Origin of the sequence: Corallococcus sicarius (assembly GCF_003611735.1) — a bacterium.
GTDB classification, from domain to species: Bacteria; Myxococcota; Myxococcia; order Myxococcales; family Myxococcaceae; genus Corallococcus; species Corallococcus sicarius.
This window is the reverse complement of record NZ_RAWG01000005.1, coordinates 65,767-80,642: the sequence shown is the minus strand read 5'-3', so window position 1 is coordinate 80,642 and position 14,876 is coordinate 65,767. Positions and strand designations below refer to the sequence as shown.

At 67.3% G+C, this 14,876-nt stretch carries 11 protein-coding genes and 1 tRNA gene; 4 read left to right on the top strand and 8 right to left on the bottom strand.

What is annotated here, in order from left to right:
* Positions 1-163: 163 nt before the first annotated feature.
* Together D7X12_RS01685 and D7X12_RS01680 are read left to right on the top strand one after the other, a co-directional pair.
* The gene (locus D7X12_RS01685; protein ID WP_120623516.1) at positions 164-1,423 is read left to right on the top strand and encodes a hypothetical protein; all 1,260 of its coding nucleotides are present in this window, start codon (positions 164-166) and stop codon (positions 1,421-1,423) included.
* Positions 1,424-1,432: 9 nt separating this feature from the next.
* Entirely contained in the window at positions 1,433-2,059 is a 627-nt protein-coding gene (locus tag D7X12_RS01680; RefSeq protein ID WP_120623515.1) for a polysaccharide biosynthesis/export family protein, read from the top strand.
* Here D7X12_RS01680 and D7X12_RS01675 read toward each other — a convergent pair.
* The 6 genes from D7X12_RS01675 to D7X12_RS01650 all read right to left on the bottom strand — a co-directional run bounded on the left by D7X12_RS01675 (position 2,056) and on the right by D7X12_RS01650 (position 8,385).
* On the bottom strand, positions 2,056-2,880 hold the full coding sequence (locus D7X12_RS01675) for an inositol monophosphatase family protein (protein ID WP_120623509.1): 825 nt from the start codon (positions 2,878-2,880) through the stop codon (positions 2,056-2,058). The two genes, D7X12_RS01680 and D7X12_RS01675, sit on opposite strands and share 4 nt — an antisense overlap.
* A 26-nt stretch (positions 2,881-2,906) precedes the next feature.
* The gene (locus tag D7X12_RS01670; protein WP_120623508.1) at positions 2,907-3,497 is read right to left on the bottom strand and encodes a TlpA family protein disulfide reductase; all 591 of its coding nucleotides are present in this window, start codon (positions 3,495-3,497) and stop codon (positions 2,907-2,909) included.
* A 4-nt stretch (positions 3,498-3,501) separates the two neighbouring features.
* Positions 3,502-4,974 (bottom strand): UDP-N-acetylmuramate:L-alanyl-gamma-D-glutamyl-meso-diaminopimelate ligase, encoded by a 1,473-nt coding sequence (gene mpl / locus D7X12_RS01665; protein WP_120623507.1) that lies wholly within the window; start codon positions 4,972-4,974, stop codon positions 3,502-3,504.
* Between the two features lie 8 nt (positions 4,975-4,982).
* Complete coding sequence (locus D7X12_RS01660) at positions 4,983-6,146, bottom strand: serine hydrolase domain-containing protein (protein ID WP_120623506.1); 1,164 nt, start codon at positions 6,144-6,146, stop codon at positions 4,983-4,985.
* Complete coding sequence (locus D7X12_RS01655) at positions 6,143-7,057, bottom strand: S66 peptidase family protein (RefSeq protein WP_120623505.1); 915 nt, start codon at positions 7,055-7,057, stop codon at positions 6,143-6,145. The genes D7X12_RS01660 and D7X12_RS01655 overlap by 4 nt, the downstream gene beginning before the upstream one ends.
* 128 nt (positions 7,058-7,185) lie before the next feature.
* On the bottom strand, positions 7,186-8,385 hold the full coding sequence (locus D7X12_RS01650; protein ID WP_208718777.1) for an RsmB/NOP family class I SAM-dependent RNA methyltransferase: 1,200 nt from the start codon (positions 8,383-8,385) through the stop codon (positions 7,186-7,188).
* Between the two features lie 138 nt (positions 8,386-8,523).
* Here D7X12_RS01650 and D7X12_RS01645 point away from each other — a divergent pair.
* Positions 8,524-8,596, top strand: a tRNA-Asn gene (locus tag D7X12_RS01645).
* A gap of 741 nt (positions 8,597-9,337) precedes the next feature.
* Here D7X12_RS01645 and D7X12_RS01640 read toward each other — a convergent pair.
* Positions 9,338-9,670 (bottom strand): hypothetical protein, encoded by a 333-nt coding sequence (locus D7X12_RS01640; RefSeq protein ID WP_147443479.1) that lies wholly within the window; start codon positions 9,668-9,670, stop codon positions 9,338-9,340.
* Between the two features lie 293 nt (positions 9,671-9,963).
* Positions 9,964-11,022: a transporter gene (locus tag D7X12_RS01635; RefSeq protein WP_244224285.1), complete on the bottom strand. Its 1,059-nt coding sequence runs from the start codon at positions 11,020-11,022 to the stop codon at positions 9,964-9,966.
* A gap of 541 nt (positions 11,023-11,563) precedes the next feature.
* On the opposite strand from D7X12_RS01635, the gene D7X12_RS42225 reads away from it, so the two are divergent.
* A complete protein-coding gene (locus D7X12_RS42225; protein WP_147443478.1) occupies positions 11,564-14,869 on the top strand; it encodes a sacsin N-terminal ATP-binding-like domain-containing protein in 3,306 nt (1,101 codons plus the stop codon).
* Positions 14,870-14,876 lie beyond the last annotated feature (7 nt).

The following is a 14,876-nucleotide window of genomic DNA, read 5'->3' as shown; positions in this document are numbered from 1 at the left end:
CCCCCCCGCCCGACCTCACGGTACGGCCTCCGGCCGCCAGCCCCATCGACTGAGTGTCCGGCCCCTCTTCACGCATCGCGCCACGACACGACGACGGATTGTTCCGGTGGGTGGGCACGCGTGCTATGCCGACCGCCTCCCCTTCCGGATCGCCTCTGACACCATGACGCAGCCTGGGACATTCCGTCTGGCCCTCAAGGCCCTGGCGCTCGCGGCGCTGCTGCCGCTGACGGCGTCGGCCCAGGCCGGCATGGGCGGACGCCCTCCGGGCGGCAACGGCTTCAAGGTGGGCAGCGGGCGGCTGCACCCGACGCTGGACCTGGAGACGCGGCTGGACAGCGGCGTGGGCTACTTCCGCGAGGACGGCACCGGCCCGCTGTCGCCGGACCTGTCCGGGGAGCTGGCGCTGCACGTGCGCCCCGGCTTCATGCTGGACGTGCCGTCGCAGAAGCTGGCGCTCTCCCTGCGCGGCAACCTGGACTACGTCGTCTACACGGGCCTCATCACGCCGGGCTCCGGCGCGGCGTCGCACCTGGAAGGCGCCGCGGACCTGGCGCTGCGCTTCGACCCGGAGGGCACGCTGTCCGTGGAGGTGGGTGACCAGCTCTCGCGCTCGGACCGCACGCGCACGGTGGCGCTGGGCGCGGGCATCCTGAGCCTCTTCAACGAGGCGCGCGTGCGGGCGCAGTGGAAGCCCGGCGGCGGCGCGCTGGAGCTGTCGCCGTCGGCGGCGTACGCGATGGAGTTCTTCGAGCCCCTGGGCGGCCAGCCCCCCGTGGGCTGCACCACGCCGGAGTGTGATCCGCTCACCGCCAGCCAGTTCAACTACGGCAACCTGCGGCTGGGCGTGGAGGGCCGCTGGCGCTTCCTGCCGAAGACGGCGGTGGTGGCGGACACCGGCATCACCTACCGCGGCTACTTCAACGACACCACGACGCCGTCCGCGCTCCTGCTGCACGCGATGGCGGGCGTCGCGGGGCTCGTGTCCCCGCGCATCACGCTGACGGCGAAGGCGGGCTGGAGCCAGAACCTGGGCGAAGGCGGCGGCGGCACCGTGGTGGCGCAGGCCGAGGGCACGTACCTGTGGGGCCCGTCGCTCACCGTGAAGGGCGGCTACCTGCGCGCCTTCGAGCCCGTGGCCGCCTACGGCACCTTCCGCGATGATCGCATCTACGCGGAGGCCCGCTCGCTGATGGGCACGCGGCTGGCGTTGCACGCGGCGGGCGCGCTGGACTTCCTCTCCTTCGCGGGCACGCGCAGCGACACGCTGGTGGCGCTGGACGTGGGCCCCGAGTACCAGTTCCGCCCGTGGCTGCTGGGCGCGGTGGGCTACACGCTGAGCACCCGGTCGTCCTCCCAGGCTGCCAGCGGCCTCAACTACACCCGCCACGAAGGCTATGCGCGGGTGTCCGTCACGTACTAGGCCGTGCGCATGGGCTCTTCGCGCCGCTCCTCACGCCTGCTCCCCGCGCTGCTCGCGCTCATCGCCCTGCACGTGGCGTGTCACGCGGACACGCGCCCGCCCGCGCCTCCGCCCACCCCGGCCTCCAGCGCGGAGCGCGCGAAGACGTCCGGCGGCAGCCTGGGCCCCGGCGACGTGGTGGAGGTGCGCGTCTTCCAGGAGCCCGAGCACTCCGGCACCTGGCGCGTGTCGCCTGAAGGCACCATCGACTATCCGCTGTGCGGCAAGGTGCCGCTGTCGGGCCGCACCGCCAGCTCCGCGGCGGACGTGCTGGGCGAATGCCTGTCGCGCTACCTGCGCCGGCCCCAGGTGTCGGTGCTGGTGCGGGAGTACAACTCGCAGAAGATCTTCGTCTTCGGGGAGGTGCAGAAGCCCGGCACGTTCCCGGTGGACGGCGAGGTGTCCATCATCCAGGCGATTACGCTCGCGGGCGGCTTCACCAAGCTCGCGGCGAAGAACAACACGCTCGTCACGCGCGTGGTGGACGGCCAGGAGCGGAAGATCCGCGTGCCCGTGGAGGACATCGGCGTGGGCCGCGAGCGCAACTTCCTGCTCCAGGCCGGCGACATCGTCTTCGTGCCGGAGAGCTTCTTCTAGTCGCGCGACGTCCACTGCAGCTCGGCCAGGAAGCGCTTCGCCTGGGCCAGCAGCGTGGGCGCCAGCGCCGCACCGCTCGCGAGCACGTCGCCCTTGAGCACGTCGAAGGGCTTCCCGTCGATGTGCACGATGACGCCCCCGGCCTCCGCCACCAGCAGGCCGCCCGCGGCGATGTCCCAGGGCTTGAGGCCGAACTCGAAGTAGCCATCGAAGCGGCCGGCCGCGACGTACGCCAGGTCCAGCGCGGCGCTGCCGGTGCGGCGCATCCCCTGCGCCAGGAGGATGAGCTGGGTAAAGAGGCCCACGGGCAGGTCCGGCCGCTCGCGCACGTCGTAGGGGAAGCCCGTGCACAACAGGGCCCGCTCCAGCGTGTCCGCGGTGCTGGCCTTCAGCGGCAGCCCGTTGAGGGTGGCGCCCTCCCCCTTCGCGGCGGAGAACAGCTCGTCGCGCATGGGGTCGTAGACGGCGCCCGCGAGCGTGCCTTGCGGCCCCTCCACCGCCACGCTGACGCAGAAGTGCGGCACCTGGTGGGAGTAGTTGGTGGTGCCGTCCAGCGGATCCACCAGCCAGCGGAAGGTGTCGGTGCCCTGCCACGCGCCGCTCTCCTCCGCGAGGATGGCGTGGTGCGGGTGGCGCTGGCGGATGAAGTCCAGCAGCGCGGCCTCGGAGGCCCGGTCCGCGTCGGTGACCAGGTCGATGCCGCCCTTGAACTCGATGGTGCGGTGCTGCGGAAAGCGCTCCCGGAGGATGCGTCCGGCCATCCGGGCGCCGTCCTCCGCCGTGCGTCGCAGCGCGGCGGGCGTGTCGGAAGCGTCAGCCATGGGTGCATCTCCCGGGGGGCTTCAAGTCAGGGCGCGGGCTCGGAGAGCAGCGCTTCGATTTCCGTCTGGAACTTCTGGAGGAACTCCTCGGCGAAGCCCTCGTGCACGTGCCGGACGACACCGCGCCTATCAATCAGGAAGGTGGTGGGCATCAGCCGGACCTTCAGCAGGCGCTCGGACACCAGCGCGTTGGCGTCCAGGAGGATGGGCACCTCCACCTTGGCCTCCTCCAGGAAGGCCGGAATGGCGCGCACGTCCTCGTCCACGTTGAGGGCGTACGCCTTGAAGCCGCGCTTGCCGTACTCGCGCTGCAGCTGCGCGTACATGGGCAGCGCGTCCTTGCAGGGCTCGCACCACGTGGCCCACACGTCCAGGAGGACGACCTGGCCGCGGTCGCTCTTCACGTCGTAGGGGCGGTTGTCCGGGTAGTGCTTCACCTGGAAGGACAGCGGCTGGGACGACGGGCCCTCCGACGACTCCAGGGCCGCGCTGCTGGAGCGGGGGCCAGGCCCCTGCGCCTCGGTGAGCGGCGGCAGCGAGGACGGAGATGCGGCACAGCCTGCCGCGAGCCCCAGGAGTCCCAGGGCCTTGAGCGAAGTGAAGAGCGGACGGCGCATGGCCTCAGGTCCCCTTTCCGGCGCGGGCCTTCAGCGCGGTGAGCAGCTTTTCGATGAAGCCCCCGAAGGCGCCGTTGCTCATGACGAGCAGCACGTCCCCGGGCTTCGCCTCGGAGGACACGCGGTCCACCAGCGTCTGCACGTCGGTGGCGCCGTCCGCCGCGATGCCCTGGGCCTTCAGCGCGTCGATGAGCTTCGGGACGTTCAGCTCCTCGCCCTCGGGCACCTTGTCGTGGCGCTCGGGCACCTTGAGGCTCGCGCGCGTGGCGCCGGGGAAGGCGTGCGCGTAGTCCTCCTGGTGGATGTTGCGGCGGCTGGTGTTGGAGCGCGGCTCGAAGATGGCCCACAGCCGCCGGTCCGGGTAGCGGTGGTGGATGGCGGCGATGGTCTCCCGCACCGCGGTGGGGTGGTGCGCGAAGTCGTCCACCACGAGCACGCCGTCCACCTCCGCGCGCACCTCCTGCCGGCGCTTCACGCCCTGGAAGGTGGACAGGCCCTGCTGGATTTCAGCGAAGGAGAGGCCCAGCCCGCGCGCGGCGGCGATGACGGCCAGCGCGTTCTCCACGTTGTGCGCGCCGGACATCGGCAGCGTGATGGTGCCCAGTGACTGGCCGCGCTCCACCACGTCGAAGCGGGCGCCGTCCGGGCCGAAGGAGATGCCCTTGGGCGTGTAGTCCGCGTCCGCGCCCTCCTTGGCCACGTAGGTGATGACGGGCGCGGTGCCACCGTCCCGCGCGATGCGCACGGCGTTGGGGTACGCGGCGCAGACGACGAGCTGGCCGTCCTTCGGCACCAGGCGCACGAACTTCTCGAACGTGGCCTCGTAGTGGGGCAGGTCGCGGAAGATGTCCGCGTGGTCGAACTCCACGCTCGTGATGATGGCGGTGCGCGGGCGGTAGTGGAGGAACTTGGAGCCCTTGTCCCAGTAGGCGGTGTCGTACTCGTCGCCTTCGACGACGAAGTGCGGCCCCTTCCCCACGCGGTAGTTGCCCGCGTAGTTCTGGGTGACGCCGCCCACGAGGAAGGACGGATCCTTCCCGGCCGACACCAGCACGTGGGCCATGAGCGAGGACGTCGTCGTCTTGCCGTGCGTGCCGGCGACGACGACGGAGTGCGCGTGGTCGAGGAAGAGCGTGCCCAGGGCGGCGGGGAAGCTCATCTGCTTGAGGCCGCGCTCGCGCACGGCGGTGGCCTCCGGGTTCACGCGGCGGATGACGTTGCCGATGATGACGAGGTCCGGGTTCGCCGCGTCCAGGTTGGCGGGCGCGTACGGGGTGCGTACGGGGATGTCCCACGCCTTGAGCATGTCGCTCATGGGCGGGTAGACGTTCTCGTCGCTGCCGGTGACGTCGTAGCCGGCGGCCTTGAGCATGCCGGCGAAGGAGCCCATGCCGGTGCCGGCCACGCCCACCAGGTGGATGCGGCGCACGGACTTCGGGTCGAGGGTGTCGAGGACGTTGCCGTTGTCGTCAGCCATGCTGTCCCTTAGGGGGCGGTGTTGAGGTCGAGCGCCTCCACGACCAGTTCGTGGAAGGCGGGGCGGAAGTCGCGGATGCGCAGGTCCTGACGGCCCTGGGCCACGCGGTTGGTGATGAGCGCGACCACGAGCGAGCGCCGCAGGTCCACCCAGAGGCTGGTGCCGGTGAAGCCCAGGTGGCCCACCGCGCCCGGAGGCGTGTCGCCAATGAAGCGGCCCGCGCTGGAGTACCCCTTCGACGGCGAGTCGAAGCCCATGGAGCGCGTGCTGCCCGCGACCAGCGGGTCGGTGGCGAGCAACCGGTACCACAGGGGCGCGGGGGCGATGCCAGCGTGCGTGCCGGCGCAGCCTTCGAGCACGGCCTGGCCGAAGCGCGCCACGTCCACGGCGGTGCCGAAGAGGCCCGCGTGGCCCGCGACGCCGTCCAGCACCCAGGCGTTGTCGTCGTCCACCTCACCGGGGCGGGACGGGCGCGAGGGCACGTCCTTCCACAGCGACTCCTGGCCGGGCGCGGGTTCGCGCGGGCGCATGGCGCCGGTGGGCGCGGTGGTGCCGTCCACGGGGAAGTCGGTGAGGCGGTGGAAGCGGGCGGAGAGGCCCAGCGGTTCGGCGACGTGGCGCGAGTAGAGCGTGTCCAGGGGGGCGCCCGCGGCGCGCGAGAGCAGTTCGCCCAGGAGGATGAAGCCCACGTCGCTGTACGCGGACTTCGTGCGCACGGGGGCTTCGAGCGGCGTGGCGGCGGCGGCGCGCAGCACGTCCTCGCGGGCCTGGGCGCGAATGATTGAGGGGCAGCCGGCGTCGAGCAGCTCCGGCCGGGCCTTGAGTACCTCCGCGAAGAGCGGGACGAAGGGGGGCAGGCCGGAGCGGTGGTAGAGCAGGTCCGCGACGGTGGCGTTCGCGTCGCCCACGGGCGAGCCGGGGAAGTAGCGGGACACGAGCGTGTCCGGGCCCACCTTGCCTTCGGTCCAAAGGCGCAGGAAGAGCGCGGTGGTGGAGACGACCTTGGTGAGGGACGCGAGGTCGAAGCGCGTGTCGCCGGTGGCCTTGCCCGCGACGCCGCCGAACACCTGCAGGCCCTTGTGGAGCACCACGGCCTGGGCAGCGGGGAAGATGCCCAGCTCCACGCCGTCGTCGAGCACCGCCTGGAGGTTGGCGATGGGGTGGGTGCTCATCCCGGGCTCACCGCGCCTTCGAGGAAGGTGAGGCGCGCGGCATCCGCGTCCAGGCGCACCTGCGTGCCGAACGCCACGGGGTAGTTGATGGCGCCATGGCCGATGGGGAAGCCCGCGGCGCAAGGCAGCTTCGCGTCCCGCGCCAGTTCACGCAGCACATCCGCGCTGGAGTAGGCCGCGTCCTTCTCCTCACAGGCGGTGAAGTCGCCCAGGACGATGCCGCGCACGCGGGCGAAGACGCCGGCGAGGCGCAGGTGGGTCCACATGCGGTCGATGCGGTAGGGGCGCTCGGTGACGTCCTCCAGGAGGAGCACGGCGCCGTCGAGCGGCGGCATGTAGGGCGTGCCCAGGAGCCGGGAGAACACGGACAGGTTGCCGCCCACGAGGACGCCCTCGGCGGTGCCGGGCACGTAGGTGGCGTTGCCGGAGAGGGGCGGCGGGGCCTCCGAGGATTCGAGGAGGCGGAAGAGGTAGTCGTGGACCTGGGTGGACTGCCGGCCGAGCTGCGTGAGGACGGGCGCGTGGAGCGAGACGCGGCCGAGCGCCTGGAGCGCGCAGTGGATGGACGTCAGGTCGGAGAAGCCGGTGAAGGCCACGGGCCCGGCCTTGTCGAGCGGCAGTTCGGGGAGGAGCCGCGAGCTGCCGTAGCCGCCGCGGGCGCAGAAGATGGCGCGGGCGGCGCGGTCGAGGAACGCGTGGGACAGCTCCTCCCGGCGTCGGGCGTCATCCCCGGCGAGGTAGCGGTGCGAGGCACCGAGGTCGGGCCGGAGCACGGGCGTGTAGCGCTCGGAGAGGATCCGGAGGCCGGCCTCGAAGGGGGCCTGTTCAAAGGGACCCGCGGGAGCGACGACATGCACCATGTCGCGGGGGCGGAGCGGAAGGGGCTTGAGCCAACGCACGCAGCGCTTCATAGCACCGGGGGCGAAGGCGCCACGGTGATTCAGGGTGGCCCGGGCCCGAAGCGTTGAGTACCGCAGGACGGAGGAACGCGGCCCTGTGGAGGGCTCGGCTGGTTGCTCCCCGTGAAGGGAGCACCGCCCTACCCCGCCGACTCCGAGCGTTCGAGCACGGCGGCGAAGAAGCCATCCGTGCCGTGACGGTGCGGCGTGACGAGGAGGAAGCCGTCCTGGATACAGGTGTCCGGAAGCCACCCGGAGCCCGGGCGGATGGAGCGGAAGTCCGGGCGGGAGCGGAGGAAATTTGAGACGACGTCCTGGTTCTCCGCGTGGTTGACGGTGCAGGTCGCGTAGACGACCCGGCCGCCCGGGCGCACGACGTCCCCGGCCCGGGCGAGGATGTCGCGCTGGGTGGTGGTGAAGCGGGAGAGCACGTCCGGGGTGAGCCGGAAGCGGAGGTCCGGTCCCCGTCGGAGCGACCCGAGCTCGGAACAGGGAACGTCCGCGAGGACCCGGTCGGCCCCCAGGCCCGGCGCGGGGAGTGTCCGGAGAACCTGGACGCGGGTGAGGCCGGCGCGGGAGGAGCGCTGCTGGAGCCGGTCCAGCCGCTCGGCGTCCGGGTCGTAGGCCATGAGGCGGCCCTTGTCCTCCATGGCGGCCCCCAGATGGAGCGTCTTGCCCCCTGCCCCCGCGCACAGGTCCAGCACCGTCTCCCCGGGCCGGGCCTCCACGAGGAGCCCGAGGAGCTGGCTGCCCTCGTCCTGGACCTCGAAGAGGCCCTCGCGAAGGGACTCCAGGGCGTAGAGGTTCGGCCGGGGTCCATCGACGTGGAGCGCCAGGGGGCTCCAGGTGCCGGGACGAGTAGAGACGCCCTCGGAGGCAAGGCGAGCGGCCAGGGCCTCCCGGGACAGCCGGGCCGGGTTCACTCGGAGGGTGATGGGGCCTGGGACGTTGAGGTGGGCGCAGAAGTCCTCCGCCTCGGGGCCCAGTTCCCGGGCGAAGTGGTCCGCGAGCCAGTCCGGCAGCGAGGCCCGGAGCGCCAGCGAAGGGGGCTCTCCAGTGTTCAGTGGCAGGGGGGCGTCCAGGCCGGACCAGGCAGCGGCCTCCGGGGCAGGAACGCCGGCCAGCCCGTGCAGGAGCGCGAAGAGGAGCTGGGACGGGGCAGCGTCCTCCGCCCCCAGGAGGAACGCCAGGCGGCGGCGCCAGAGGCCCACGTTGAAGACGGCCTCCTTCAGCGCCTGACGTCCTTCACGGGATAGCTCGCGGTGCGAACGCAGGGTCCGGTCGAGGACACGCTCGGCGGGGTCCCCCGAGAGGATCCGGGCGAGTGCGTCCGAGACAATGGGGGCAAGCCCACCGAGCGCCGACCAGGGCTGAACGCAGAGTCGGGAGAGCGGATTGAACGGGACAGTTGACAGGGCAGGCTCGGTTCTCTAGAAATCGCGTCCGTCACGGCAACGCACCGCCGCGACGGGACATCTTCCCCGATAGCTCAGCTGGTAGAGCGGGTGACTGTTAATCACCATGTCCGTGGTTCGAGTCCACGTCGGGGAGCTAAACGAAGGGCCCTACCAACCGGTAGGGCCCTTTTGTTTTACAAGGGCCTCGCGATGCATATCGCGGGGCCTTCGTGCTTAAGCCCCTGAATCACAAGGGATTCTAGCTCGCGGTGCTGCAGAGGGCGTTCTCCGCGCTCGGCTCCGTAGAGCGAGATGACCCCTCCTCAGCCGCCAACTGGGCCCTCTGAAGCGCTCTTTCGCCCGATTTGGGGAGAGAGCGGCCGAGAGTGGTTAACAGTTTTGTTAACCACCGCGGGCGCCCGATTCTGACAATCCCTGGCTTTCGATGTCGTACCTTCCAGGGTTGCGCCATTTCCCTCTTTCAGAAGGCCAAAAACGGCCACCTGTTAACCGAGAGAGCGAAAAAGGGCTCTCCGTTACTCGGTATTCTCGATTTCTTCGCGGGGGCGCAGACTCTCCGAGAAGCCTCTCAGAAGCTCTTGGCCGAGTCCTCAGCCCGGCCCCCTGCCCCGCCTCGCGGCTCTTGCCCGCGCGCCGTCGTGGCTCCGGCTGGGCAAGGAAGGACGGCCCGAGGATGCGCCCGCGTTCGCCAGCGCCTGTGCGGAGCGGTCCCAAGGCTCGCGCAGAAGACCGCCGCCACCGGCCCGCCACGACGGCCCCGCTGAGGCGAGGCTGCGCTTCCGCCTGGCACAAGCGAGACGGACTCTCCGAGATGAACCTCAGAAGCTCGTGGCCAAGCCCGCAGCCAACACAGCTTCGTCCCTCGCTGTCCGACTCATTCCTCCTGCAGCCGGACAGGTGCTACGTGGATGTAGTCGAACCGTTTCGTGCCGTCCTCCGCGACGGCCGTTTCGACCTCTTCTCTGCTCCTGCCCGCCAGACAGGCCCATCGGCCGCGCCACATGTACTGCTCGCCGCCGTAGCTCGCATCCCGATGGTGAAACGAACACCGGATAGCGCCGACTCGGACTCCAGCGATGTCGTCTCCCACGCTGACGGACTGCACTCCGTTCACCGCCTCAAACGCGCTGACTTGCGTTATCAAGTAGTCCTTAGTTTTTCCGACGTGCCGTGTCTTGCTGTCGGCGTCCAGCGCAATCGAAGTCACCCATCGATCTGGTTGCTTCGGTAAGTCCGGAGGCCCGGGCTCGCCGCGACTGCACGACGTCGCAAGCGCCGCGACGATTCCAAGAGGGCACACAGACAGAACGGCGGCCCGCAGCCATCGGGCTCGGAACGCAAGGCGCAGCGTCGGATGACATTTCATAGCTTGTTAGGCCCATCGAAAGCAGAGCGCTGATTCGGCGGCCATTGTCCCAACCGTCGCAACTGCGGGAAAAGGTTCGGCAGCAAGGTGGCAAGAGGAGACGCTCTCCTTCGTGTCGAGATAGTCAATCCGCCCTACTCCTCCACGCGGACAACCTGCCCCCGCTGGATGAAGAAGTACCTCGTGTTGAGGACCTTCCCTCCGAAGGCATTCTTCCCGCGGAAGGAGCTCTTCACAATCCAGTAGGCATCGCGGGCAACAGGAGCCGACGTCGAGACATGCTCGTAACTGTCGGGGTCATTCATCACCTGCCGAAGGTACTGCTTCACCTCCAGCACGGAGCCATCCCAGCCTGAGTTCTTAGGCTTCTCCCCGCGCATCTCCACCATCAGCTTCTCGGCCGCGCGCTGGAGCTGGATTTTCTCCAACCCCGGCTGGATGCGCTTCCGTTGCTGGGCGGCCTGGCCCGACAGGGTGCTCCACTCCTTCGACTTGGCGACCTCGAGTCCCTCGAACCCCTTCAGGGTGGCGTCAGCAGCGTTCAACTCCGCCTCCGCCGCTTCCCATTCCTTCGCCTTGGCATGGGCCAATGCACGCGCCAGCCCAGCGGAGACTTCCGGCCCCTTGTTCTTGAAGTCCTCCTTGCCGCGCAGCTCCCTCGCGCTCGAAAGCGCGGTCGCCGCGTCTGCGTTGCCTGGAGACAAGGCACTCGCCCTCTCCAGGAGGGGCACTGCCTCTGCGAGCTTCGCGGCGGCCAGCGACTCGCGGCCCTTGGCAAGGTACGCCGCACCGCACCCGGCGCGGCTTTTCTCGGGGATGGCTCCGACGTCCCCAAAGCTGCTGCAGAGGTCGACGGCCTCCTGGGGAGCCGTCGACGCAACCAGCGCAGCAATGCGCGAGGACACGTCCTCTTCATGAGCGCGACTTGCTTCCGCCTTCTGCCGCGCCTCTTCGATGGAGGCCGTCTTCGCAGCCTCGCTGCGGGACTTCTCGTTCCCGCTCCCGATGGCGCCGAAGACGACAATGCCAGAAGCAATTGCGCTAATGACGGCAGCGCTGCGGTGCTTGGAGTCCTTCTTCCTGAAGATTGCGATGGACCCAGCGAGGGCGCCCACTCCCAGCACCGCTCCAGGGTATCCAAGCCTCATGACCCAGCCCATGAAGGCCAGCACGAAGCAGGAGGCGATGAGCATGACAAGAACGGGCATCCCCTTCGGCGGCGTCGGCTGCGAAGGAGGAGGCGAAAGCGGTTGAGAAGGAGAGGCCTGACTCATGCCGGGATGATGCCGCCTTCCCTACTCCCCTCGTCAAGCCGCTACTCCGGCTCTTGGTGAGTCTCTCTCTGAAAGCCGAAGACCGCCCCGAAGAATCGCTCCGTGCCCGCACGTCTCTGTCTCCGCCCGCGGGCAGAGACTCTACAGAAGCCGCTCGCCCACGCCTTCAGGCGCGACACGTCCGAAGGTAGAGCGCAGCCTCTTCGTCCATACCTCTCAAGGGTGAGTCCCCAACTCCTCGACGCCCCAGGGAGGGCTCGCTACTGTCCCTCGCGATGAGCGGCAGCTCCTTCATGCGAAGAGTACCCGCTGATAGTCTTGGAGGAGCGCATGCAATCTGGGCTGTTTGCAGGCGATTGGGCGCACGTACGGTGGATAGCGCACCCAACAAGTGCGTTGGGTTGTCGGGCCCTCCACTAACGTCTGTCATATTTGACGATCCAGGAAGACGGGGGACACCATGTCCGAATCGGCGCTGGGGGAGTACCAAGAAGCGAGAGAGCACCAACTCAGTCGCAATGATGCGCGACGTATCCGCACACGTGTGACCGAAGCACGAAACAAGGCGATGGACGCTGGCGGACGCTGGCCGTTCGAACTTCTTCAAAACGCGCACGACGCAGGGCCGAGGCCCGGACGTACTGGCATACGCATTCGCTTGGCGGCCAAGGAGAACGGCTTCCTCTTTGAGCATGACGGCGCCGTCTTCCAACCGCGGGATCTCGCCGCGCTTCTGAGCGGCGGTTCAAGCAAGGAGTTCGAAGGGGAGGATACCACTGGTCGCTTTGGAACCGGCTTCCTTGTCACGCATGTGCTCTCCGAACGGGCTGAGGTTAGCGGGATTCTCGCAACAAGAACCGGGTTCGAATGGTTCTCGGTTAGCCTCGACCGCGGCGGCAACGAGGATCAAATACTCGCAAACATCGACACAGCAAAAACCGCGCTCCTTTCCGCCCAGCCACTAAACGAGATTAATCGCGAGCCATCTGCGCGCTTCGTCTACCGGATGGAGGACAAGAAACAACTCGAACACGGGCTAGAAACTTTCCGAGCGGCGCTCCCTTACCTATTCGCGACCTGCCCTAAGCTTGACGAGGTCGTGCTGGAACAAGAAGAGATAACGGAGCGATGGCTTGCGAGCGCCTTCCAGCAACCTGCGATGGAGGGCCTTTCCTACCGCGAGCGCCCTGTCCAGAGGGAGTCAACCAACGGGACTCAAATATTTGTCGCCCACATTCTTTCAACACAGGCGCAGCCGGACGCCTCGGCCATCTTTGTCTCGGAAACAGAGGGTCAGAACCGGAAGCTCGTTCGATTGCCCTCATCCTTTCCCCGCGTGTTTCGTCGGTTCCCCATCCGAGAGACAACGTTTCTCCGCACGGAAGTGGTGCTAGATGGGCATTTCAATGTTGATCAGGAACGACGGGAAGTTCTGCTGAAGGACCAAGGTGGTGAACTTGTAGAGGCCGCCTTGGACTCCCTCGTTCTGGCAGCCATGGTTGCGCACAAGCTCAACATCGAAGGAGCGCACTGGCTTGCCAGAATAGGGCCCGTAGCGGAAGGCGCGCTGCAAGAGTTCGAGAGGGGCTGGTGGACCGAGCGACTGAAATCGAAAGCCGCAAATACTGCCGAAATGCCTCTCATCAACACAACAAGGGGGGCCGGGCGTGCCGTCCCGAACGTGGGCGAATGGCATGCAGATTTCTTAGGCGAGCCACAGTTGGGTCATCCGGAAAAAATTAATGTGGACGCGCTTTGGGATTTGGCATCTCGGTGCGGAAAACTCGACGTTCCCGAGAAGAAGATCAATCGGGACTGGTCTCTAATTGCACAGGAATGGAGAGCGCTCGGCGTTGAAGGCTTAAACATTATCGGGCTGGCCGATTTCCGGAAATTTGCCCTCGCCAGCGAGCCCAAACCCGGAGAGGCGCTGCCGCTTGACGCTCTCGTGGTCACGGGCAATCGGCTCGAATGGCTCGCAAACCTCTACGAACTCGCCAGCGTTGCCTCAGCCGCAGGCGCGTTTAGGCCCGAGTGGCTCGACCACTTGCTCCTGAACCAGCACAGCAAGCTTGTTATTCATTCTTGCTTGACGCGCGATCTCGGAGTGCTTGAGGGCACCAAGCTAGCCGCCGAGAAGCTAAAGCTCGACCTCCGCGCATCGTTGCTCGACCTGGAGGTGCTCAATGTTGCGCGCGAGCATAGCCTCACACGCGTTGAAGGTCTTCTGGATAAAGTCGTGACGCCAACCATTACGGAGGACGCCGCTCTCGATAGGTGCCTTTCGGCGTTGGATCAGGCCGTCCAGTCGAAGAAAAATCTCACGCCTGAGTATGTCGTGACGGCTGGAACCGCGCTCCTCGCGCATATGTGGTCGAGTCAAGCAATGGGCGCTGGCGATCTGGCGCGCAGGGTGCCACTCGCGACGACGAAGCCCAGCGAATACTATCGATGGCACCGGGACAATCCGATCATGGCGCCCGTTTCGACGTGGCCGGAGACAGCGCGTCCCTACTCCATTGTTTACCCGGCTCAGCGCGTGATGCATGTCGCCTATGACCGCGCCGATGGATTCTCCGATGCACTGAAAGGGCTCAAGGCTTGGGGCATTGCGCATACGGACCCGTTACAAGAGGACGTCTCATCTGAAATCAAGGAACGGCGTCTCGCCGCGCTCGTTCGTGGCCCAGCGAGTACCAGCGGGCTCACAGTACGCGACCAGCCCTGCTCGTCCGTTGCACTGCTATCGCGCGAAGTCCTTAACCATTGTACTGAGCCCGAGCACGTCCAGGCTCTTCTTGGGTTGATCCTCACCGATATCGTTGTCCGCGACAAACGGTGGCGCACCTTCGTGACGGTGCCGGCACGCGGGGGTGGCAGGGAACTCTCGGTTGAACTAAGGCCAGCTCTCTGGGTTGCCGACCTACTTTCACGTGCCTGGATTCCGGTGACTGACAAAGAAGGGAAACAAACCCGCTTCGAACCATCACCGGCGGTTCTTCGGGACCTGATTGATCGAGAGTGGCTGAAGGACAACCTTCAGGCGCTTGATTTTCTCGCCGAGGTTTTCGGCTTCGACCGGCTTGAGCTACGTCTCCTAGGCTGCTCGGAAGAGGAATCAAAGCGCATCCGCGACGTACTTGCGGAACTCATTGATCGGACGCAGTCGGATCCGGATGCATTGGAGCGTGCTCTCGCAGCGGCGGAGGAGCAGCGCGCGAGTGAACGCCGGGTAGCCATTGCAAAGTCTTTCGGGCTCGCGGTGCAGGAGGCCCTGCGTACGGCCTTGCAGGAACGAGGACTCGTGCTGGAACTGGTGGACCGCGGCTTCGACTATGAGACGCGCCTTGGCGAGGAATTGCTTGATGATGCGTCCTCTTACCTCGGACTGGAACGACTGCTCCTTGAGGTCAAGGCGACCACTTCAGGAGAAGTCAGGTTGACCCCAACACAGGCTGCGACCGCGTCCCGCACGCCGGACTACGTCCTCTGTGTAGTGGACCTGAGAGGAATAGCTCCAGAGCGTCTCGCTGGTCCGTGGACCCCGGAAGAAGTCGCTGCACACTCTCGATTCGTCAATACGATTTCAGGAAGTGTTGCGTCGACCTGGGAACTCGTGGAGCGCGCACAGGCTGAGCATGTTCCTATCCGCAACGAAGCTGCCCTTCGGTTTGGAGTCGCTGCCGAGCTGTGGCAGTCCGGGCACACTCTGTCGGCATGGTGCGATTGGGCCATCGCTAAGCTGCGCGATAAGGAAGTGGCTTAGTACTACT

Bases quoted from the DNA above. Each gene is read 5' to 3' on its own strand.
- D7X12_RS01685 (WP_120623516.1), top strand. From the start codon at position 164: ATGACGCAGCCTGGGACATTCCGTCTGGCCCTCAAGGCCCTGGCGCTC.
- D7X12_RS01680 (WP_120623515.1), top strand. From the start codon at position 1,433: ATGGGCTCTTCGCGCCGCTCCTCACGCCTGCTCCCCGCGCTGCTCGCG.
- D7X12_RS01675 (WP_120623509.1), bottom strand. From the start codon at position 2,880: ATGGCTGACGCTTCCGACACGCCCGCCGCGCTGCGACGCACGGCGGAG.
- D7X12_RS01670 (WP_120623508.1), bottom strand. From the start codon at position 3,497: ATGCGCCGTCCGCTCTTCACTTCGCTCAAGGCCCTGGGACTCCTGGGG.
- mpl (WP_120623507.1), bottom strand. From the start codon at position 4,974: ATGGCTGACGACAACGGCAACGTCCTCGACACCCTCGACCCGAAGTCC.
- D7X12_RS01660 (WP_120623506.1), bottom strand. From the start codon at position 6,146: ATGAGCACCCACCCCATCGCCAACCTCCAGGCGGTGCTCGACGACGGC.
- D7X12_RS01655 (WP_120623505.1), bottom strand. From the start codon at position 7,057: ATGAAGCGCTGCGTGCGTTGGCTCAAGCCCCTTCCGCTCCGCCCCCGC.
- D7X12_RS01635 (WP_244224285.1), bottom strand. From the start codon at position 11,022: ATGCTCATCGCCTCCTGCTTCGTGCTGGCCTTCATGGGCTGGGTCATG.
- D7X12_RS42225 (WP_147443478.1), top strand. From the start codon at position 11,564: ATGTCCGAATCGGCGCTGGGGGAGTACCAAGAAGCGAGAGAGCACCAA.